Annotated in this window: 16 protein-coding genes; 3 read left to right on the top strand and 13 right to left on the bottom strand. The window is 66.9% G+C overall.

The features are described from left to right. Positions 1-99: 99 nt before the first annotated feature. Positions 100-270: a hypothetical protein gene (locus ASF34_RS23090; RefSeq protein WP_198290806.1), complete on the bottom strand. Its 171-nt coding sequence runs from the start codon at positions 268-270 to the stop codon at positions 100-102. 205 nt (positions 271-475) lie between these two features. On the opposite strand from ASF34_RS23090, the gene ASF34_RS10705 reads away from it, so the two are divergent. After that, a complete protein-coding gene (locus ASF34_RS10705) occupies positions 476-721 on the top strand; it encodes a hypothetical protein (protein WP_244478958.1) in 246 nt (81 codons plus the stop codon). 359 nt (positions 722-1080) lie between these two features. After that, the gene (locus tag ASF34_RS10700) at positions 1081-4005 is read left to right on the top strand and encodes a calcium-binding protein (protein ID WP_082494132.1); all 2925 of its coding nucleotides are present in this window, start codon (positions 1081-1083) and stop codon (positions 4003-4005) included. Between the two features lie 222 nt (positions 4006-4227). Here the strand turns inward: ASF34_RS10700 and phoB are convergent, their stop codons facing one another. From phoB to pstS, 6 genes are all read right to left on the bottom strand, one after another. Next, positions 4228-4929, bottom strand: a complete 702-nt coding sequence (gene phoB, locus ASF34_RS10695) for a phosphate regulon transcriptional regulator PhoB (RefSeq protein WP_018041942.1) — start codon at positions 4927-4929, stop codon at positions 4228-4230. Positions 4930-5019: 90 nt separating this feature from the next. Next, a complete protein-coding gene (gene phoU / locus ASF34_RS10690; RefSeq protein ID WP_018041941.1) occupies positions 5020-5745 on the bottom strand; it encodes a phosphate signaling complex protein PhoU in 726 nt (241 codons plus the stop codon). Positions 5746-5837: 92 nt separating this feature from the next. Continuing rightward, entirely contained in the window at positions 5838-6656 is an 819-nt protein-coding gene (gene pstB, locus ASF34_RS10685) for a phosphate ABC transporter ATP-binding protein PstB (RefSeq protein ID WP_018041940.1), read from the bottom strand. 46 nt (positions 6657-6702) lie between these two features. Further along, positions 6703-7599 carry a phosphate ABC transporter permease PstA gene (gene pstA, locus ASF34_RS10680; protein ID WP_056161003.1) on the bottom strand — a complete coding sequence of 299 codons (897 nt, stop codon included), beginning with the start codon at positions 7597-7599 and terminating at the stop codon, positions 6703-6705. A gap of 19 nt (positions 7600-7618) precedes the next feature. Beyond that, a complete protein-coding gene (gene pstC, locus ASF34_RS10675; protein ID WP_018041938.1) occupies positions 7619-8593 on the bottom strand; it encodes a phosphate ABC transporter permease subunit PstC in 975 nt (324 codons plus the stop codon). 141 nt (positions 8594-8734) lie between these two features. Then, positions 8735-9769, bottom strand: coding sequence for a phosphate ABC transporter substrate-binding protein PstS (pstS, locus tag ASF34_RS10670; protein ID WP_056147468.1), 1035 nt, complete (start codon positions 9767-9769; stop codon positions 8735-8737). A gap of 307 nt (positions 9770-10076) precedes the next feature. Here pstS and ASF34_RS10665 point away from each other — a divergent pair, with 307 nt between their 5' ends. Continuing rightward, positions 10077-10310 (top strand): hypothetical protein, encoded by a 234-nt coding sequence (locus tag ASF34_RS10665; RefSeq protein WP_026175607.1) that lies wholly within the window; start codon positions 10077-10079, stop codon positions 10308-10310. Between the two features lie 39 nt (positions 10311-10349). Here ASF34_RS10665 and ASF34_RS10660 read toward each other — a convergent pair whose 3' ends face one another. The 6 genes from ASF34_RS10660 to ftsA form a co-directional block, all read right to left on the bottom strand. Further along, positions 10350-10505, bottom strand: coding sequence for a hypothetical protein (locus ASF34_RS10660; RefSeq protein ID WP_373321256.1), 156 nt, complete (start codon positions 10503-10505; stop codon positions 10350-10352). Positions 10506-10657: 152 nt separating this feature from the next. Further along, the gene (gene recN, locus ASF34_RS10655; protein WP_056161001.1) at positions 10658-12331 is read right to left on the bottom strand and encodes a DNA repair protein RecN; all 1674 of its coding nucleotides are present in this window, start codon (positions 12329-12331) and stop codon (positions 10658-10660) included. Positions 12332-12450: 119 nt separating this feature from the next. Then, on the bottom strand, positions 12451-13329 hold the full coding sequence (locus ASF34_RS10650; protein WP_018041933.1) for an outer membrane protein assembly factor BamD: 879 nt from the start codon (positions 13327-13329) through the stop codon (positions 12451-12453). Between the two features lie 222 nt (positions 13330-13551). Beyond that, positions 13552-14499 carry a UDP-3-O-acyl-N-acetylglucosamine deacetylase gene (gene lpxC, locus ASF34_RS10645; protein ID WP_018041932.1) on the bottom strand — a complete coding sequence of 316 codons (948 nt, stop codon included), beginning with the start codon at positions 14497-14499 and terminating at the stop codon, positions 13552-13554. A gap of 316 nt (positions 14500-14815) precedes the next feature. Further along, positions 14816-16594, bottom strand: coding sequence for a cell division protein FtsZ (gene ftsZ / locus ASF34_RS10640; protein WP_056160998.1), 1779 nt, complete (start codon positions 16592-16594; stop codon positions 14816-14818). A gap of 102 nt (positions 16595-16696) precedes the next feature. Beyond that, a complete protein-coding gene (gene ftsA, locus ASF34_RS10635; RefSeq protein ID WP_056160995.1) occupies positions 16697-18019 on the bottom strand; it encodes a cell division protein FtsA in 1323 nt (440 codons plus the stop codon). Positions 18020-18061: the final 42 nt, after the last annotated feature.

The following is an 18061-nucleotide window of genomic DNA, read 5'->3' as shown; positions in this document are numbered from 1 at the left end:
ACCGCCATGCGCCGGGGTTTATGGCGGTACGCGACAGACAAAAGCCCCGCCTGGTAAGGCGGGGCCGATGGCGGTGATTGTGAAGCCGTGCGACGTGGATCAGGCTGCGAGCTTCAGGGCTTCGGGAGCGTTGTCGTTCACGAGGACGAGCTCACCGGCCGTGACGGTGGAGGTGCTGGTCGTGGGGGTCAGGCGATCGGCGACGAAGGCCACCAGGGAGATGTTGGCGGCAGCGGCGACGGCGACGGCGGTGAGAATGAGAGCGGTCATATCGGTGTTCCTCGGGGCGATGCGTTTGCGTTGCAGCATGTATGACAGCCTCCCCGCCTTGCTGGTATACCAAACGCCAAATACCACTCATGCAGCCCGCGCATGGAATGCACACTATCCTGCGAAGCCCTGCATTTAACGCACTATGATGCATGTCGGGCAGCACGCCCGATCCACCCTTCTCCTGCCCGAAGGTCCCGGCCCGATGCCCCGCCCCACCTCAGCCGTCCTCGCCCTTCTGCTCGCGGCATGGTCCTTCGACGCACGAGCACAGGATGCGAACCGGGTGCGTGCGATGAACGCGGTGAGCGACCTGTCGCGGGCGCACCGCGAGCAGACGGAGACGCTCCGGCGTATGGAGACGGTCCAGCGCGACCGGGCCAGAGCGGATGACAGGACCCGGCGCAACGCCGAGCGGGACAGCCGTTCGATGCGACGCTTCGACCGCTGAGCCGGCGTCGACGGGAAGTCTCCGCCCTCCCCCGCACCCTCCAGCCGTGGGAAGCCGACGGATGGTCCCGACCTGAGGGTCAGAGCCGGGTGGCGAGGGGACCCTGACGTTTCGGCCCGAAGCCGACGTTTCGCCTCCGACGCGAGAATCCTGAGACATCCGATTGCGGAAGTTTTCAAAGCCGACGCTCGTGCATCTCGCCGGCGCGGGGACAGACTAAACAGCAACATCGTAGCGACACGCGACGCGATGAGACGCTGCGCCAAGGGTTTCGGTCACCTGGATAGCGTCCGCCCCTATGCGGAAGGTCGAAAAATGGTCAATTGCCCTTAGAATTTTTTACCGAGGGGAAACTTACAATGGGCAACGGAAAGACGCTTGGCTATTTCGGCGATGTTCTGACAATCGCTAATACAGCCGTCAATCTGATTGGCATGATTCCCGGCCTCGAAATTCCAAGCGAGTTAAAGGCGGTCTTTGGCGAAGAAGAGGATCCGACGCAGGCATTTCTTGAAGGAATGGATCAGAAGCTCGATTTGCTTTCTCGGCAAGGCGATGAAATCCTCGCGGAAATCAATCAGCTCGGTGAAGGTATCAATTACGATAATAAGATGGAGATTTCGTCGCTTGCTCAGGCGTCGAAATCACATCTCGACCAATACATGAATACGAGCCCCTCCGATCCAAAGCACGCTGATTATCGATCCCTGGCGATCGATAAATCGACCGATGCGCTCTCCATGGCGATCGAGTTCGCCGGGAAGCCGGGTGCCGACGCCGGGCTCGTCATGCCAGCCCTCCTGTCTGCGCTCGCCGCTCGGATCAACGTCATTCGCGAGATCGAAGACGGCGCGACATCGGGTGACTTCAAGGAGACACTGAATGCGGGAATCAATGCACTGCATGAAACAGTCGCCTCGTATAAGAATGAAGTTTTAGAATTTGCAAAACATTCCGATCAGGACAAAATCGGTGCCAAAGTCTATTTAATCAATGGCAATGTTCTCCTCGATGTTTGGTACGATAACGGTGAGGCGGGCGGCCTTCGAACATACCAGCAGGAAATTGTGATTGGTGCGCAAGGATCGGCGGACCATAAACTCATGGACACTGCCTTGACGCCCGCGGTACCAATCCCAGGCGCCCCCGGACACTATTATGACCGCGATATAACAAATTACGACGTTATAAAAAGTCTTTTTACGAGCCGCGGATTGGAACAACAATTCAACGATAAGGAAAACAGCTGGCTGAATGAGTATTTTTACCCACAAAAAGGGGTCACAAACCTTGAAAAGGCCGTCGATACCCTGCGACAGCTGACGAGCGGCCAGCACAAGTTCGATGTCGCCGACTCGATCGGGAGGACGATCGAGATCGATCACCCGACATATGACAAGGCGCCCAACACGCTGGAAGGTTACGCCGGCAACGATACGCTTATCGGGGGTGATGGCAACGACACGCTCAAGGGCGGCGGTGGCAACATCGATTATACGGTCTTCGGCGCCAATGGTGACGGCCACGATACCCTCTACGGCAAGGGTGGCGACGACATCATGCTCGGCGGCACCGGCAACGATGTGCTCGACGGTGGTGCGGGCAACGACCGTCTCGATGGCGGCGCCGGCAGCGACACGGCGAGCTACAAGTCGGCGACCGTTGGCGTGACCGTCTCCCTCGATTTGCAGGGCTGGCAGGAGATCGTCCCCGAAAAGGTGACCGTGTTCCAACCGGACCCTTACCCCGGCGAGGGCCCCGGAGGCATCGTCACCCCCCCTCCCGTCATAACGACGATCCGGGCGGAAAAGGATCGCCTCCTGAGCATCGAGAACCTCGAAGGCAGCAGGTTCAACGACCGTCTCACGGGCAACGTCATGAGCAACACGATCCACGGCGGCGCCGGCAACGACGACATCGACGGTCATCTCGGTGCGGACCGGATGTACGGCGAGGCCGGCAACGACACCTACGTCGTCGATCAATCCGGCGATCGCGTCTTCGAAGCGAAGGATGCCGGGCAGGACACCGTCAAGACGAGCGTCAGCTACGTCCTCGCCGCCGGACAGGCGATCGAGACCCTGGCCACGGCGAAAGCGACGGGCACGGGCGCGATGAACCTCACCGGCAACGAGTTCGCTCAGGCGCTTGTCGGCAACAACGGCGCCAACCTCCTCGATGGCAAGGGCGGCGCCGACACGATGACCGGGTATGCGGGGAATGATACCTATGTCGTCGACAATGCCGGCGACGTTGTCGTCGAGGCGGCCGATCGCGGCATCGACGCCGTCCGCTCGTCCATCAGCTTGACCTTGGCGGCCAACGTCGAAAACCTCACGCTAGTCGGCACGGCTGCACTCAACGGCACCGGCAACGCTCTCGCCAACACTCTCACCGGCAATGCCGCCGCCAACCTCCTCGACGGCAAGGCCGGCGCCGACATCATGGCCGGCGGCGCGGGATCGGACACCTACATCGTCGACAATATCGGCGACAAAGCCGTCGAAGTGAGCGGCGGCGGTGACACCGACCTCGTCAAGGCATCCGTGTCCTTCTCGCTCGGGGGTTCCTACGTGGAACACCTGACGCTGACCGGCACCGAGAATCTCAGCGCCACCGGCAACTCGCTCGACAACGTCCTCAGGGGCAATGCCGGCGTCAACGTCCTCGACGGTAAGACGGGCGCGGACACGATGATCGGCGGTGCCGGCTCCGACACCTACATCGTCGACAACATTCGCGACAAAGCCGTGGAGGGGAGCGACGGCACCGGCATCGACCTCGTCAAGGCGTCGGTGTCCTTCTCGCTAGGGGGTTCCCACGTGGAGAACCTGACGCTGACTGGCACCGGCAACCTCAACGCCACCGGCAACACGCTCCTCAACGTGCTCAAGGGCAATGCCGGCGCCAACCATCTCGACGGTGGCCTCGGGGCGGATACGCTGACGGGTCTGGCGGGCGAGGATACCTTCGTGTTCAGCACGAAGCTCGGCGCGACCAATATCGACCACATCACCGATTTCTCGGCCGGGATCGACACGATCCAGCTCTCGAAGAGCATCTTCGCGGCGCTCTCGGCCGATGACCTCGCGGCGGCGTTCAAGGACCTGGGTGTGACCGGCGCGAAGATCGATGCGGACGACCGCATTCTCTACAATCGCGACACCGGTGCCCTGTCCTACGACGCCGATGGCAGCGGCACCACGGCCAAGGTGGTCCAGTTCGCCATCATCGACAACCACGATAAGGCGACGCTGACGCACCTCGATTTCCTGCTGGCGTAAGCGTCCCGACACGCCCTGGCCGAATGAGACTCATTCGGCCAGGGCTGCTCGGACGTTCAGGCCCCATGGTGCCCCCGAGATCATGCCGAAGCGGCCCGTAAAGAGTTCCGGGGTCGAACTCCCGGCCTCGTTGCCCGGTGGCAGCCCGCAGCCGCGGCGACCTCCCGTCGTCGAGATCCGGGCGCTCGTTCCAGGCGGAGCGGCGCGAAGCCGGACCCGCTCTCACTCGTCCGTCGAGAACATCTCGTCGAAGGAATAGCCGGAGCCGCGCACGGTACGGATCGGGTCGCTCTGGCGCGGGCGGTTGATGGCCTTGCGCAGGCGGCCCACATGCACGTCCACCGTGCGTTCGTCGATATAGACGTCGTGGCCCCAGACCCCGTCGAGGAGCTGCTCGCGCGAGAACACCCGGCCGGGGCTCTGCATCAGGAACTCGAGGAGCTTGAACTCGGTGGGGCCGAGATGGATCTCGCGGCCCTGGCGGCGGATGCGGTGGCTGACGCGGTCGAGTTCGATATTGCCGGCGATGAGCAGGTCCGCCACGTGGCTCGGCTTGGCCCGGCGCAGGAGCGCGCGGACCCGGGCGAGCAGTTCCGGCACCGAGAACGGCTTGACGATGTAATCGTCGGCGCCGGTGCCGAGGCCGCGGATGCGGTCGCCCTCCTCGCCGCGCGCCGTCAGCATGATGACCGGCAGCCGCTCGGTCTCGCGCCGGGCGCGGATGCGGCGGCACAACTCGATGCCGGAGAGACCGGGCATCATCCAGTCGAGGAGGACGAGGTCGGGAACCTGCTCCTGAAGGCGCAGATCGGCTTCGTCGCCGCGGGCGGCGGTGTCGACGACGAAGCCCTCCGCCTCGAGGTTGTAGCGGAGGAGAAGGGTGAGGGCCTCCTCGTCCTCGACGATCAGGATGCGCGTACTCATGCGGGTGTTTTCAGGGTGAGGGCGGCCGTCCCGTCACGCACGGGACGGCCGCGCGACGATCGTGCCGGAATGGCCCGACCGGAGGGACGGTCAGGCGCTGGCGGGCAACGACACGGTGGCGTAGTTCGATGCGTCGTTCTTCGGGCGATCCTGTTCGGCCAGTTCGTTCGTGCCGGTGACGAGGTAGTGGATCGTCTCGGCGATGTTGGTGGTGTGGTCGCCGATCCGCTCGATGTTCTTGGCGCAGAACAGCAGGTGCGTGCAGAACGAGATGTTGCGCGGGTCTTCCATCATGTAGGTCAGCAATTCGCGGAAGAGCGAGTTGTAGAGTGCGTCGATGGCGTCGTCACGCTCCCAGACGTCGAGGGCGGCCTTCACGTCCTGGCTCGCATAGGCGTCGAGGACGTCCTTCAGCTGCTCCTGCACCAGGTCGCCCATGTGCTGGACGGCGATGACGATCTTCTGCGGCTGGATCTGCTCGGCGATGGCCACCACGCGCTTGGCGACGTTCTTGGAGAGGTCGCCGATCCGCTCGAGATCGTTCGAGACGCGGATGGCCGAGACCGTCTCGCGCAGGTCGATGGCGAGGGGCTGACGCTTGGCGATGAGCAGGATCGCCCGCTCCTCGATCTCGTGCTGGAGGGCGTCGAGGCGCTTGTCGGCGCCGATCACCGCCTGGGCCAGGGGCACGTCCCGGCGCACCAGGGCGTTGCCGGAATCGGTCATCATCTTCTCGGCGATCCCGCCCATCTCGGAAATCGAGCGGCGCAGGTTTTCCAGTTCCGTATCGTAGGAACTGACGATGTGGTTGGGCATGCTCGCACTCCTCGACCGAGGCCGCCTCGGGCGGCCTGCATCGCGTAGGATCGGGATCGGGTCCGGTGCCGCGGAACGCGGCCCCGGCGGGCTCAGCCGAAGCGGCCGGTGATGTAGTCCTGGGTCTGGCGCTTCTCGGGGTTCATGAAGATCCGCGTGGTGGGGCCGAACTCCACAAGCTCGCCGAGATACATGAACGCCGTGAACTGCGAGATGCGTGCCGCCTGCTGCATGTTGTGCGTGACGATGACGATCGTGAACTCGGAGCGCAGCTGCTCGATCAGTTCCTCGATGCGGCCCGTGGAGATCGGGTCGAGGGCCGAGGTCGGCTCGTCGAACAGGATCACCTCGGGACGCTGGGCCACGGTGCGGGCGATGCAGAGGCGCTGCTGCTGGCCGCCGGAAAGGCCCATGCCGGACTGCTTGAGCTTGTCCTTAACCTCGTCCCAGAGGGCGGCCTTGCGCAGGGATTCCTCGACGCGGACGTCGAGATCGGCCTTGGGCAGCTTCTCGTAGAGGCGCAGGCCGAAGGCGACGTTGTCGTAGATCGACATGGGGAACGGCGTCGGCTTCTGGAACACCATGCCGATGCGCGAGCGCAGCTCGTTGAGATCGACCTTGGCGTCGAGGACGTTCTGGCCGTCGAGGAGGATCTGCCCCTCGGCGCGCTGCTCGGGGTAGAGGCTGTAGATCCGGTTGAAGGTGCGCAGGAGGGTCGACTTCCCGCAGCCGGACGGGCCGATCAGCGCGGTGACCTGGCGGTCGTGGAAGTTGAGGTTGACCGACTTCAGGCCGTGGAACGAGCCGTAATAGAAGTTCAGGTCCTTCACGGCGATGCGCACGGGGGCCTGCTCGTCGGCCTTGTGACGGCCGGTCAGCTGAGCTTGCGTGATCGCGGGAGCGGCGTTCATCGGGTGCGTGTCCTTGTCGAGGGCTGGATGGGACGGGGGCGCGGGGTCAGCGCGCCCGCTCGCTCTTGATGACGAAGCGGGCCACGATCGAGAGGGCGAGGATCGTGGCGGTGATGAGGAGGGCGCCGGCCCAGGCGAGCTGCTGCCAGTTCGAGTAGGGCGAGAGGGCGAACTGGTAGATCATCACCGGAAGGTTCGGGATGCCGCCCATGAGGTTGGGCGAGAACCAGCTGTTGTTGTTGAGCGCGGTGAAGAGCAGCGGCGCGGTCTCGCCGGCGATGCGGGCGAGCGCCAGGATGATGCCGGTGACGATGCCGGCGCTGGCACCGCGCCAGGTGATGCTCTTGATGACGATGGAGGGCGGTGCGCCCAAAGCCGCGCCGGCCTCGCGGAGCGTCGAGGGCACGAGGCGCAGCATGTCCTCGGTGGTGCGCACGATCACCGGGGTGGCGATGATGGCCAGCGCCACGCCGCCGGCCCATCCCGAATAGGTCCCCATCGGCCGCACCATCAGGGTGTAGACGAACAGGCCGATCAGGATCGAGGGCGCCGAGAGCAGGATGTCGTTGAGGAAGCGGATCACGTCGGCGAGCTTCGAGTTGCGGCCGTACTCGGCAAGATAGGTGCCGGCCATGACGCCCACCGGCGTCGCGATGACGATGCCGATGAAGGTCAGGACCACGCTGCCGAGGATGGCGTTGGCGATGCCGCCGCCTTCCGATCCGGGGCCGGGGGTCGGTTCGCTGAAGAGCAGCGGCGAGAAGCCCTTCACGCCCTCGACGATGAGCATGAGGAGGATCGAGCCCAGCACGACGATGCCGATAAGCGTCGCCACGGTGCTTCCGACGATGAGCAGCTTGTCCGCCACGCGGCGGCTCGACCGGACGCGGCTGGCCTTGAGCGGCGGCGCTGCGTTGGTGGTGAGGGTGTTCACGGCGTCCATGGTTCGGGCTCCAGAGGGCTCAGGCGACCTTCACGCGCCGGACGAGCAGGCGTGCGACGATCAGGACGACGAAGGTGATGACGAAGAGGATGCAGCCCAGCGCCATCAGCGAGTTGAGCTGCAGGCCGTCGGCCTCGTTGAACTCGTTGGCGATGCGCGAGGCGATGGTGGAGCCGGGATCGAAGATCGAGCCGGACAGGCGGTTGGCGTTGCCGATGACGAAGGTCACCGCCATGGTCTCGCCGAGCGCGCGGCCGAGGCCGAGCATCACCGCGCCGATGATCGACACGGACGCCTGCGGCACGAGCACGTGGCGGACCACCTCCCAGGTGGTGCAGCCGATGCCGTAGGCGCTCTCGCGCAGCACGGTGGGGATCTGGTCGAGCATGTCGCGGGTGATCGAGGCGACGAAGGGCACGATCATGATGGCGAGGATGATGCCCGCCGTGAGGATGCCGACGCCGGAGGGAACCCGCGCGTAGAACAGCGTGCCGACGATGGGCAGCCCCTCGACGAGGCTCGACACCGGCATCTGCACGTAATGGGCGAAGAGCGGGGCGAAGATGAACAGGCCCCACATGCCGTAGATGATGCTCGGGACCGAGGCGAGAAGCTCGATCGTCATCGAGACGGGCTTCCTCGCCCAGCCGGGGCAGAGCTGGGTCAGGTAGACGGCGATGCCGATGGAGATCGGCACGCCGATGACGAGGGCGAGAAGGGCCGAGACCAGGGTGCCGACGATGGCCACGAGGGCGCCGTACTGCTCCTGGCCGATGTTCCAGGCGCTGGAGGTGACGAAGCCGAAGCCGAACTCCCTGAAGGCCGGCCAGCCGCCATAGGCGATGGAGGCCAGGATGCCCGCGAGGAAGAGGAGGACCAGCAGCGCCGACGCGTAGGAGGCGGCGCGGAAGAGCTGGTCGCCGAGGCCGCCCGGCTTCTTGCGAGCGGGGGAGCCCGTGCGGGCCAGCGAAATCTGTTCAGTCAAGGCGGCCATCCGACGTCTGCTTCTTCACCTTGAGGGCTCGTATAGTGCGAGGTAGCGAGTGGCGAGGTGGAACACCGCGTCCACTCGTGGCGCAGGCCCGGCGTTTTTGCCGGGCCTGCGCGGTTTTCGGAGTTCAGCTGGAAGGCTGCCTTAGAAGACGGGCTTGCCGTCCTTGCCCTTGATCTCTTTCCACTCGGTGTGGACGAGGGAGACGACGTTGTCCGGCAGCGGCACGTAGTCGAGGTCGGTGGCGAGCTTGTCGCCGTTCTTGTAGGCCCAGTCGAAGAACTTCAGCACGTCGGCGGACTTGGCCGGATCGGCCGGGTCCTTGTAGACGAGGATGAAGGTGGCCGCCGTGATCGGCCAGGCATCGTCACCGGCCTGGTTGACGAGGGAGATGCCGAAGCCCGGGGCGGCCTTCCAGTCGGCGGAGGCGGCGGCGGCCTGGAACGCCTTGTCGTCGGGAGCCGGGAACTTGCCGGCCTTGTTCTGGATCAGCGCGTAGCTGAGCTTGTTCTGCTTGGCGTAGGCCGATTCCACGTAGCCGATGGAGTTCGGCACCTGCTTGACGGTGGCGGTGACGCCCTCGTTGCCCTTGCCGCCCTGGCCGGCGGGCCAGCTGACCGTGGTGGCCGCACCGAATTCCTTCTTCCAGCTCTCGGAGACCGCGCTGAGATAGGTGGTGAAGATGCTGGTCGTGCCGGACGCGTCCGAACGGTAGACCGGGGTGATCGGCGAGTCGGGGAGCTTCAGCCCCTGGTTCACCGCGGCGATCTTGGCATCGCTCCACTTGGTGATCTTGTTGGCGTAGATGTCGGCGATGAGCTCACCGGTGAGCTTGAGCTTGCCCGGCTCGACACCGGCGATGTTCACCACGGTGACGACGCCGCCCATGACGGTGGGGAACTGGACGAGACCGTCCTTCTCCAGGGCCGGGCCCTTGAGCGGCGCGTCGGTGGCGCCGAAATCGACGGTCTTGGCCTGGATCTGCTTGATGCCGCCGCCCGAGCCGATGGACTGGTAGTTGAGGCCCGTGCCGGTCTCCTTGCGGTAGGCTTCCGCCCATTTCGAATAGACCGGGAAGGGGAAGGTCGCGCCGGCACCGGTGATGTCGGCGGCCTGAGCGACGGCGCCGAACTGCGCGGTGGCGAGCCCGATGGCGAGGGCGAAATGGAAGGGTTTCACGGTGGCTCTCCGTAATCTGTCCGGGCGCTGTAGGTGCCGCGCTGCAAGAGCGATCCTGCTGCAGCGCACCGTTACCCGCCCGATCATGCTGGCTCTATGACGGAGCCATGACAGATCGATGACAGGGGCTACCCGTTGACCGCATGAGCGGTGTGGGACAGGGAGAAAGCGGGGTGTGGACCGATGCCCGGACGAGGCGGCACGGTTTTGCGGCCTCGTGCGTTATACGATTCGGCGATGGCGATGACGGAGCAGCCCGTCTCGCCAGCCGTCCTGGAAGGTCAGCACCTTGGAGAACGAATCGAGTGTGACACCCACCGGGGGTGATGGCGATGCCGATTTCCTCGCCCTGCATGCGCGCAGGGAGGATCTGGAGCTCGAGCTCACCCGTGCCGAGCAGCGACGACAGTTCGGGACCGATCCGGACGAGGTCGCGAAAGCCGCCGAGGACGAGCGCGCCCTGCTGGCGGAGCTCGACGCGGTGATGACGCTGATCCGTGGCGCCGAATACCAGCGCATGCCGGGGGCTCGCCGCTGGTAGCGGCGACGGGCCGGCCGGGGTGAAGGAACCGTGACCGTCTCAGCCCACGCGGCGGCGGTCGCGTTCCTTGTGCCGGAGGCGCAGCAGGAGGTCGATCTGGCTGTCCGGAATCGGCTGCGTATCGAACGTGTCTTCGTAGATCGCCCGGAGGGTGCCGCCGAGATGGTGGCGGGTCGGACTCGTCAGAATCGGCATGCCGTCCGACTCGTTCACAGGCCGGGGATCGGTCTCACCGTCTCCCAGATCCATCACGCGAACTCCCGATGTGCCGACGCGTTTCCATAAGATTCTCTGCGTCGTACCCATACCATCGCGCAAGATGGTTAACCGAAGGTTAAGATCGCGCGTCAGGCATCCGTAGATTGAAGCAGGCGTGCGGCCGCCGCTCGGGCCTCGTCGGTCACGGTGGCGCCGGCCAGCATGCGGGCGATCTCCTCCCGGCGGGCGGGCGCTTCCAGGGCCGAGACGCGGGTGGCGACCCGGTCGCGGCCCTTCACCGGGTCCTTGGCGATGAGGAAATGCGTCTCGGCCCGCGCGGCGACCTGGGGCGCATGGGTCACGGCCACGACCTGGACGCCGGCCGCGAGACGGGCGAGGCGGGCGCCGATGGCATCGGCCACGGCGCCGCCGACGCCGGTATCGATCTCGTCGAAGATCAGGGTCGGGGCCGAGCCCTTGTCGGCCAGCACCACCTTGAGGGCGAGCATGAAGCGGGAGAGCTCGCCGCCCGACGCCACCTTCATCATCGGGCCGGGCCGCGTTCCGGGGTTGGTCTGCGCCCAGAACTCGACGCGCTCGTAGCCCGCCGGGTCGCGCGATTCGGGGTCGGTGACGATCTCGGTGATGAAGCGGGCGCGCTCCAGCTTGAGAGGCGGCAACTCGGCCTTCACCGCGAGGTCGAGGGCCTTGGCGGCCTTGCGGCGGCCCTCGCCGAGCTTGGTCGCGGCCTTGGCATAGGCCGCCTCCGCCTGGGCGAGCGTCGCCTCCAGACCGCCGAGGGCCTCCTCGCCGGCATTGATGGCGGCCACGTCCGCCTCGTAGCGCTGGCGCAGGGCGGCGAGGTCGTCCACCGGCACCTGATACTTGCGGGAGGCAGCGCGGAGCGCGAAGAGCCGCTCTTCCACCTGCTCCAGCTCGCGCGGATCGAACTCGGATTCGCGCAGGGCCGTGTCGAGGACCGAATGGGCCTCGTCGAGGGCGGACAGCGCGGCGTCGAGGGCGGCGATGCAGGGCTCCACCAGGGCCGGGATCTGGCTCGCCCGCCGCTCAAGCTTGCGCATGGCCGAGGACAGATGGGACACGGCCGAATTCGGGCCGCCCGCCGCCTCGATGGCCTCGGAGAGCTCGCGGGCCACCTTCTCGCTCTGCTGCATGACCATGCGGCGCTCGGCCAGCGAGGTTTCCTCCCCGGCCTGGGGATCGAGCGTCTCCAGCTCCGACGCGGCATGGCGCAGGAAATCGACCTCCTTGCGGGCGGCCTCCACCCTGGCGCGGTGCTCGGCGAGAGCCGAGCGGGCGGCGCGCACGCGCTTGGCCGCCTCGCCCACCGCCGCCAGGGGAGCCTGCAAGCCGCCGAAGGCATCGAGGATGGCGCGGTGGGTGCCGGGATCGGCCAGCGCCCGGTCGTCGTGCTGGCCGTGGATCTCCACCAGGGTGGCGCCGATGGCCCGCAGCACCTGCACGCCCACGGCCTGGTCGTTGACGAAGGCGCGGGTGCGGCCGTCGGCCATCTGCACCCGGCGCAGGATCAGGTCACCCTCGGTATCGAGATCGGCCTCGGCCGCGAGGCGGCGGGCGGGATGGTCGAGGGGCACGTCGAACACGGCGGTGACGCCGCCCTGCCCTTCGCCATGGCGCACGAGGCCGCCATCGCCGCGCCCGCCCAGGGCCAGGGCGAAGGCGTCGAGCAGGATCGATTTGCCCGCACCCGTCTCCCCGGTCAGGACGCTGAGGCCTTCGCGGAAGTTCAGGGCGAGCTTATCGATGAGAACGATGTCGCGGATCGCGAGCTGGCTCAGCATGCCGCGGGGTGGGCCTCGTTGGATACGGTGGCCACGTCTTACGGCGAAGCGGCGGCCGCTTCACCCGAAAAATGGCCCGCGACCGATATGCGTGTCGTCGCGGGCTGGGTCGATGCGCTTTAGCGCGCGTCCGCGGTGCGGCCGATGACGCCGCGATAGACCTTGCTGAGCCAGGAGGATTTCTCCTCGCGGGGCTCCAGGCCGCCGTTCTGGAGGAGCGCGAACGCATCCTTGTACCAGGGGCTGTCAGGGAAGTTGTGGCCGAGCACGGCGGCGGCGGTCTGCGCCTCGGCTGTGATGCCCAGCGCCATGTAGGCCTCGACCAGACGCTCCAGCGCTTCCTCGGCGTGGCGGGTCGTCTGGTACTTGCTCACCACATCGCGGAACCGGTTGATCGCGGCGGGGAAGTTGCGGCGCTCCAGGTAGAAGCGGCCGACTTCCATTTCCTTGCCGGCGAGCTGGTCGCGGGTGATCTGGATCTTGGCCTTGGCGTCCGCCGCGTATTCGGAGGTCGGGTATTTCTGGACGAGCTCCTGCAGACCGGCCAGCGCCTTCTCGGAGCGGTCCTGGTCGCGGGTCACGTCGGGGATCTGCTTATAATGCGACATCGCCATCAGGTACTGGGCGTAGGCCGCGTCCTTGCTCGCCGGGTGGCGCTGCAGGTAGCGCTTCGAGGCGTTGATGGCGTCGTCGTATTTGGCGCCCTCGTAATTCGAGTAGGCGGTCATCAGCAGCGCTTTGCGCGACCAGTCGGAATAGGCATAGGCCTTGTCGAGTTCGCCGAATTTCTTCGACGCGCCCTCGAAGTCCTTGTCCTCCATCTTGGCCAGGCCCTCGCTGTAGAGCTTGTCGGCCGGGACGTCGGGAATGACCTCGGGCTTGTACTTCTCGGCGAAGGGATTGATCGAGTCGAGGGCGTCGCAGCCGCCGAGGCCGAAGCCACACAGCGTCAGGAGCACGGCTGCCGTCGCCCCGCGGTTACGATCGTTGAGACGCATTCCGGTTCCCCCAACAGATGCGCCCGGCAAGGGGGCCGCATCGTCAAGCCATCACAAATGTCGGTCGAGCGGCTGACGGCACGGTGCCACGGCCCATGTGCCTCGATGGGGCACACGCGACCTCGCCTCTTGTCACGGACGATTTACCAGTGGCGTCCGATTTGGGCGTGAAAGCGGCGGCCGAGCGGCGGACGCATTCGAAGCGAGGATGTTGCTTGTCGGTTACAGGTCGCTGGCGAAGGCGGCGAGGCTGAGGCCGACGCCGAATTCCGGCCGGGTGGTCTCACGGCGGGCGCCGGGCGCTTCGACGATCGTGTAATTGGCGCGGTCGGCGAACAGCGCGTCGAGGACGCCGACATTCATCCGGTGGCCGCCGCAATAGGAGCGGTAGGCGCCCTGGATCGGCAGGCCGGCGAGGGCCAGGTCGCCGACGGCATCGAGATACTTGTGACGCACGAACTCGTCGGCGTAGCGCAGGCCCTCGGGGTTGACGACAGCGTTGTCGCCGACGGCCACGGTGTTCTCGAGGGAGGCGCCCAGAGCGAAGCCGGCTTTCCAGTAGCGCTCCACGTCCTTCATCATGCCGAAGGTGCGGGCGCCGGCGATCTCGCGGCGGTAGGAGGCGGGGTTCAGGTCCATCGCCTTGCGGCTGCGGCCGATCACCGGGTTGTCGAAATCGATCTCGACGTCGAGGCGGAAGCCCCGGTCGATGGGGCGGAGCTCGGCGAAGGCACGTCCTACCTCGATGCGGACGGTGCGGAGCACCTTGATCCAGCGGCGGGGAGCCCCGCAGGTGGCGATGCCGACGGCGTCGATGGCTTCGACGTAGAGGCGGGCGCTGCCGTCCAGGATCGGCATTTCCGGCCCGTCGATCTCGACGAGGACGTTGTCGATGCCGAGCCCGAAGAGGGCGGACATCAGGTGCTCGATGGTGGCGACCGCGCCGCTCTCCACGTCACCGATGACGGTGCACAACTCGGTGGCGGAGACGCAGGCGTGGTGGGCCTTGATGAGCCGATCGTGGCCCGTAGGCATTCCGGTACGGAGGAAGCAGATACCGTGATTGGCCGCAGCGGGGTGGAGAGTGATCTCCACCGGCTTCCCGGAATGGACACCGATGCCACGCAGCGTGGCCGGGCCCTTGAGAGTGATCTGTTGGTTCGTCCGCATTCCCTAGCCCTCGGCCGTGATCAGGCTCGCTCTCCCTGGATTACGGGATTGCGCCGCCTCTTTGACCCGTCCGCTGCTTGAAGCCCCTGCGAGCGCTGACGGCGAAACCGCCGCGCCTTTTTCGTTCCAAAAATCGTATACGCGGCGGCCGAAGCGTTAGCCAAATCACGCTTTCTTACGCTCTGTTACAGACACGCTTTCCGGAGACGTTCCGGATAACCGTTTCCGGACAAGGACTTAAAACGAAGTTAAGCCCGGGGTCCTGAGACCCCGGGCTTGTTGCATAAAAACCTCAGCGGCTGTCCGGCGTGGCGTTTCAGTTCGCCTGACGACGCAGGAAGGCCGGGATTTCGAGCTGGTCGTCATCCATCAGACGGGGCTGGGGCGCCACACGTCCCTGTGCATCGAGGTTGCCCTGGGCCGGACGATAGGCCGGGGGAGCCGCCACGGGTGCCCGCTTGGCGTATTCCGGCTGGGGGGCCGGCTGCGGGGCGGGAGCGCGCATGGGCGGCAGCGGGGCGGCCTCGGCCTCCTCGCGGCGTCCGCCGAAGCCGACGGTGGCGAGGCGGCGCAGCAGGGTCATCCGCTTGGAATCCCCGGCCGGCTCGGCCGGCTCCTCACCGCGCTGGGCGCGGAGCTGGGCCTGGCCGGGCATCGGCAGGTCCTGGATCTGCGGCATGCGCGGGGCGCGGGCCACCGCCACGGCCGGACGCGGCGGCACGAACGGGCCGGCAGCCTGCTGCACGGGGGCCGGAGCCTGGACCGGAGCCGGAGCGGGCTCGTAGGCCATGGCGGTGCGCGGCTGCGTCTGGGTCAGGACGACCTCGTCGCGAGCCATCGGGGCGGCGGGGGCTTCCATGCGCAGGGGCTCGGGGGCCATGGCCACCGGCTCGGAGGCCGCGGGGCGCGGGGCCTGCGGCTGGATCTGCGCCTGGGGCGCGGGGGCCTGGGACATGGGGGACTGGGACATGGGGGCCGGAGCGGTCAGCGGCTGCTCGGGGGCACGAAAGGTGGGGGCGGGCTGTGCCGCCCTGGCCCTCGCTTCCGCACGCAGGCGCTCGGCCACTTCAGCGATCCGCTGCTCGGTCTGGACGATCTCGGGGTTGTTCTGCGAATGCGCGGTGATCAGCGCCGGCTCGATGCCGGTGGCCACCACGGAGACGCGGATGATGCCGTCGAGGCTCTCGTCGAAGGTGGCGCCGAGGATGATGTTGGCGTCCGAATCCACCTCTTCGCGGATGCGGGTGGCGGCTTCGTCGAGCTCGTAGAGGGTGAGGTCGTTGCCGCCGGTGATCGAGATCAGCAGGCCCCGCGCGCCCTTCATCGACACGTCATCGAGGAGCGGATTGGCGATGGCGGCTTCGGCGGCGCGGTTGGCGCGCTTCTCGCCCGACGCCTCGCCGGTGCCCATCATGGCCTTGCCCATGCCGCGCATGATCGCGCGGACGTCGGCAAAGTCGAGGTTGATGAGGCCTTCCTTGACCATCAGGTCGGTGATGCAGGCGACGCCCGAATAGAGCACCTGGTCGGCCATGGCGAAGGCGTCGGCGAAGGTGGTCTTCTCGTTGGCGACCCGGAACAGGTTCTGGTTCGGGATCACGATGAGGGTGTCGACGGCGGCCTGGAGCTCCTGGATGCCGGCCTCGGCGGTGCGCATGCGGCGCACGCCCTCGAACTGGAAGGGCTTGGTGACGACGCCGACGGTGAGGATTCCCATGTCGCGGGCGGCGCGGGCGATGACGGGGGCCGCACCGGTGCCGGTGCCGCCGCCCATGCCGGCGGTGATGAAGCACATGTGAGCGCCCGAGAGCTGGTCGCGGATCTCGTCGATGACCTCGTCGGCGGCGGCCGAGCCGACCTCGGGGTGCGAGCCGGCGCCGAGCCCCTGCGTCACGCCGAGGCCCATCTGGATCACGCGCTCGGCCTTGGAGGAGGTGAGCGCCTGGGCGTCCGTGTTCGCGACCACGAACTCGCAGCCCAGCAGGCCGGATTCGATCATGTTGTTGACGGCGTTGCCGCCGGCGCCGCCGACACCGAAGACGGTGATGCGGGGCTTGAGTTCGCGGATGTCAGGCGCCTGGAGAGAGATGGCCATGGTGTCGAGCCCTTCGTGCCGTTTTCGCGTTGCCGATGAGCGCCTCCGCAAAGGCGCCGATTGTGTCGTCGCCCCACCCCCTTCCGGGGGCGGGCCTCGTCTCTAGAAACTCTCCCGCAACCAACGGTACACGCGGGGGATGTAGCCGTCGGTTCCGGTACCCAGGATGGTGCCGTGCCCGCGCGGCTCGAAATGTTCCGCATGCGCCACCTGCGGGTAGACCAGCAGGCCCACCGCGGCGGAGAAGGCGGGTCCCTTGGCGGCTTCCGGCAGGCCGCGGATGCCCAGCGGCCGGCCGATCCGCACCTGGCCCTGCATCACCCGGCGGGCGACTTCGGGCAGACCGACGAGCTGGCTCGCGCCCCCCGTCAGCACCACCCGGCGGCCGGCCTGGGCGGCGAAGCCCGCGTTGCGGAGACGATCGCGAACGAGTTCGACGATCTCCTCCACCCGCGGCTTGATGATCCGCACGAGCTGCGAGCGCGGCACGTGGGTGGGGGCGTCGCCCTCGTCCTCGCCGACCCCGTGGACCGCGATCATGTCGCGCTCGTCGGAGGCGGTGGAGATCGCCGAGCCGTACAAGGTCTTGAGCCGCTCGGCCGCTACCACCCGGGTGGAGAGGCCGCGGGCGATGTCCATGGTGACGTGGTGGCCACCCACCGCCAGGGCGTCCACGTGGACGAGGTGCCCGCCCTCGAACACGCCGAAGCTGGTGGTGCCGCCGCCCATGTCGACGACGCAGACGCCCATTTCGGCCTCGTCGTCGACGAGGGCGGAGAGCCCGGCCGCATAGGGGGTGGCGATCACCGCCTCGACGCCGAGATGGCAATGTTCCACCGCCAGCATCAGGTTGCGGGCGGCAGCGGCCTCCGCCGTGACCACGTGGAGATCGACGCCGAGGGACTCGCCGATCATCCCGGTGGGGTCGATGACCGCGCCCTGTCCGTCGATGGCGTAGCCGGTGGGAAGGGCGTGGAGCACGGTGCGGCCGGGGCTGACGCCGTGGGCGCTCGCCGTCTCCAGGGCGCGTTCCACGTCGGCGCCCATGACGGTGCCGCTGCGGACGCCGACATGCGCCTCGAAATGCTGCGAGCCGAGGCGGCCGCCGGAGATGTTGACGATGACCGACTGGACCTCGACCTTGGCCATTCGCTCGGCGGCGTGGACCGCCTGGCGGATCGCCCCTTCGGCGGCCTCGAGATCGACGATGGCACCGCCCTTGAGGCCGTGCGAGCGCTGATGCCCGATGCCGATGATGCGGGCGAAATGGGTCCGTCCGCGCAGGGTGGTGAGGGCCTCGGCCGGCTGCAGCTCGGCGATGAGGCAGACTACCTTGCTCGTGCCGATGTCGAGCACCGAGAGGATGGTGCTCCGGCGCGCGGAGAGCGGTTTCATACGCGGCGTGAGGCCGTGTTGCGCGTGCATCGGATTACCGGGCGAAGGAGGCGGGAAGGGCGGGCTGGCGGG

Source organism: Methylobacterium sp. Leaf106, from assembly GCF_001422895.1.
GTDB lineage: Bacteria > Pseudomonadota > Alphaproteobacteria > Rhizobiales > Beijerinckiaceae > Methylobacterium > Methylobacterium bullatum.
Note: the sequence above shows the minus strand (reverse complement) of the source record. Positions and strands in the feature narration are given on the sequence as shown.

Coding starts and splice junctions, on each gene's coding strand:
- ASF34_RS23090 (WP_198290806.1), bottom strand. CDS start 270: ATGACCGCTCTCATTCTCACCGCCGTCGCCGTCGCCGCTGCCGCCAAC.
- ASF34_RS10705 (WP_244478958.1), top strand. CDS start 476: ATGCCCCGCCCCACCTCAGCCGTCCTCGCCCTTCTGCTCGCGGCATGG.
- ASF34_RS10700 (WP_082494132.1), top strand. CDS start 1,081: ATGGGCAACGGAAAGACGCTTGGCTATTTCGGCGATGTTCTGACAATC.
- phoB (WP_018041942.1), bottom strand. CDS start 4,929: ATGAGTACGCGCATCCTGATCGTCGAGGACGAGGAGGCCCTCACCCTT.
- phoU (WP_018041941.1), bottom strand. CDS start 5,745: ATGCCCAACCACATCGTCAGTTCCTACGATACGGAACTGGAAAACCTG.
- pstB (WP_018041940.1), bottom strand. CDS start 6,656: ATGAACGCCGCTCCCGCGATCACGCAAGCTCAGCTGACCGGCCGTCAC.
- pstA (WP_056161003.1), bottom strand. CDS start 7,599: ATGGACGCCGTGAACACCCTCACCACCAACGCAGCGCCGCCGCTCAAG.
- pstC (WP_018041938.1), bottom strand. CDS start 8,593: ATGGCCGCCTTGACTGAACAGATTTCGCTGGCCCGCACGGGCTCCCCC.
- ASF34_RS10660 (WP_373321256.1), bottom strand. CDS start 10,505: ATGCCGATTCTGACGAGTCCGACCCGCCACCATCTCGGCGGCACCCTC.
- recN (WP_056161001.1), bottom strand. CDS start 12,331: ATGCTGAGCCAGCTCGCGATCCGCGACATCGTTCTCATCGATAAGCTC.
- ASF34_RS10650 (WP_018041933.1), bottom strand. CDS start 13,329: ATGCGTCTCAACGATCGTAACCGCGGGGCGACGGCAGCCGTGCTCCTG.
- lpxC (WP_018041932.1), bottom strand. CDS start 14,499: ATGCGGACGAACCAACAGATCACTCTCAAGGGCCCGGCCACGCTGCGT.
- ftsZ (WP_056160998.1), bottom strand. CDS start 16,594: ATGGCCATCTCTCTCCAGGCGCCTGACATCCGCGAACTCAAGCCCCGC.
- ftsA (WP_056160995.1), bottom strand. CDS start 18,019: ATGCACGCGCAACACGGCCTCACGCCGCGTATGAAACCGCTCTCCGCG.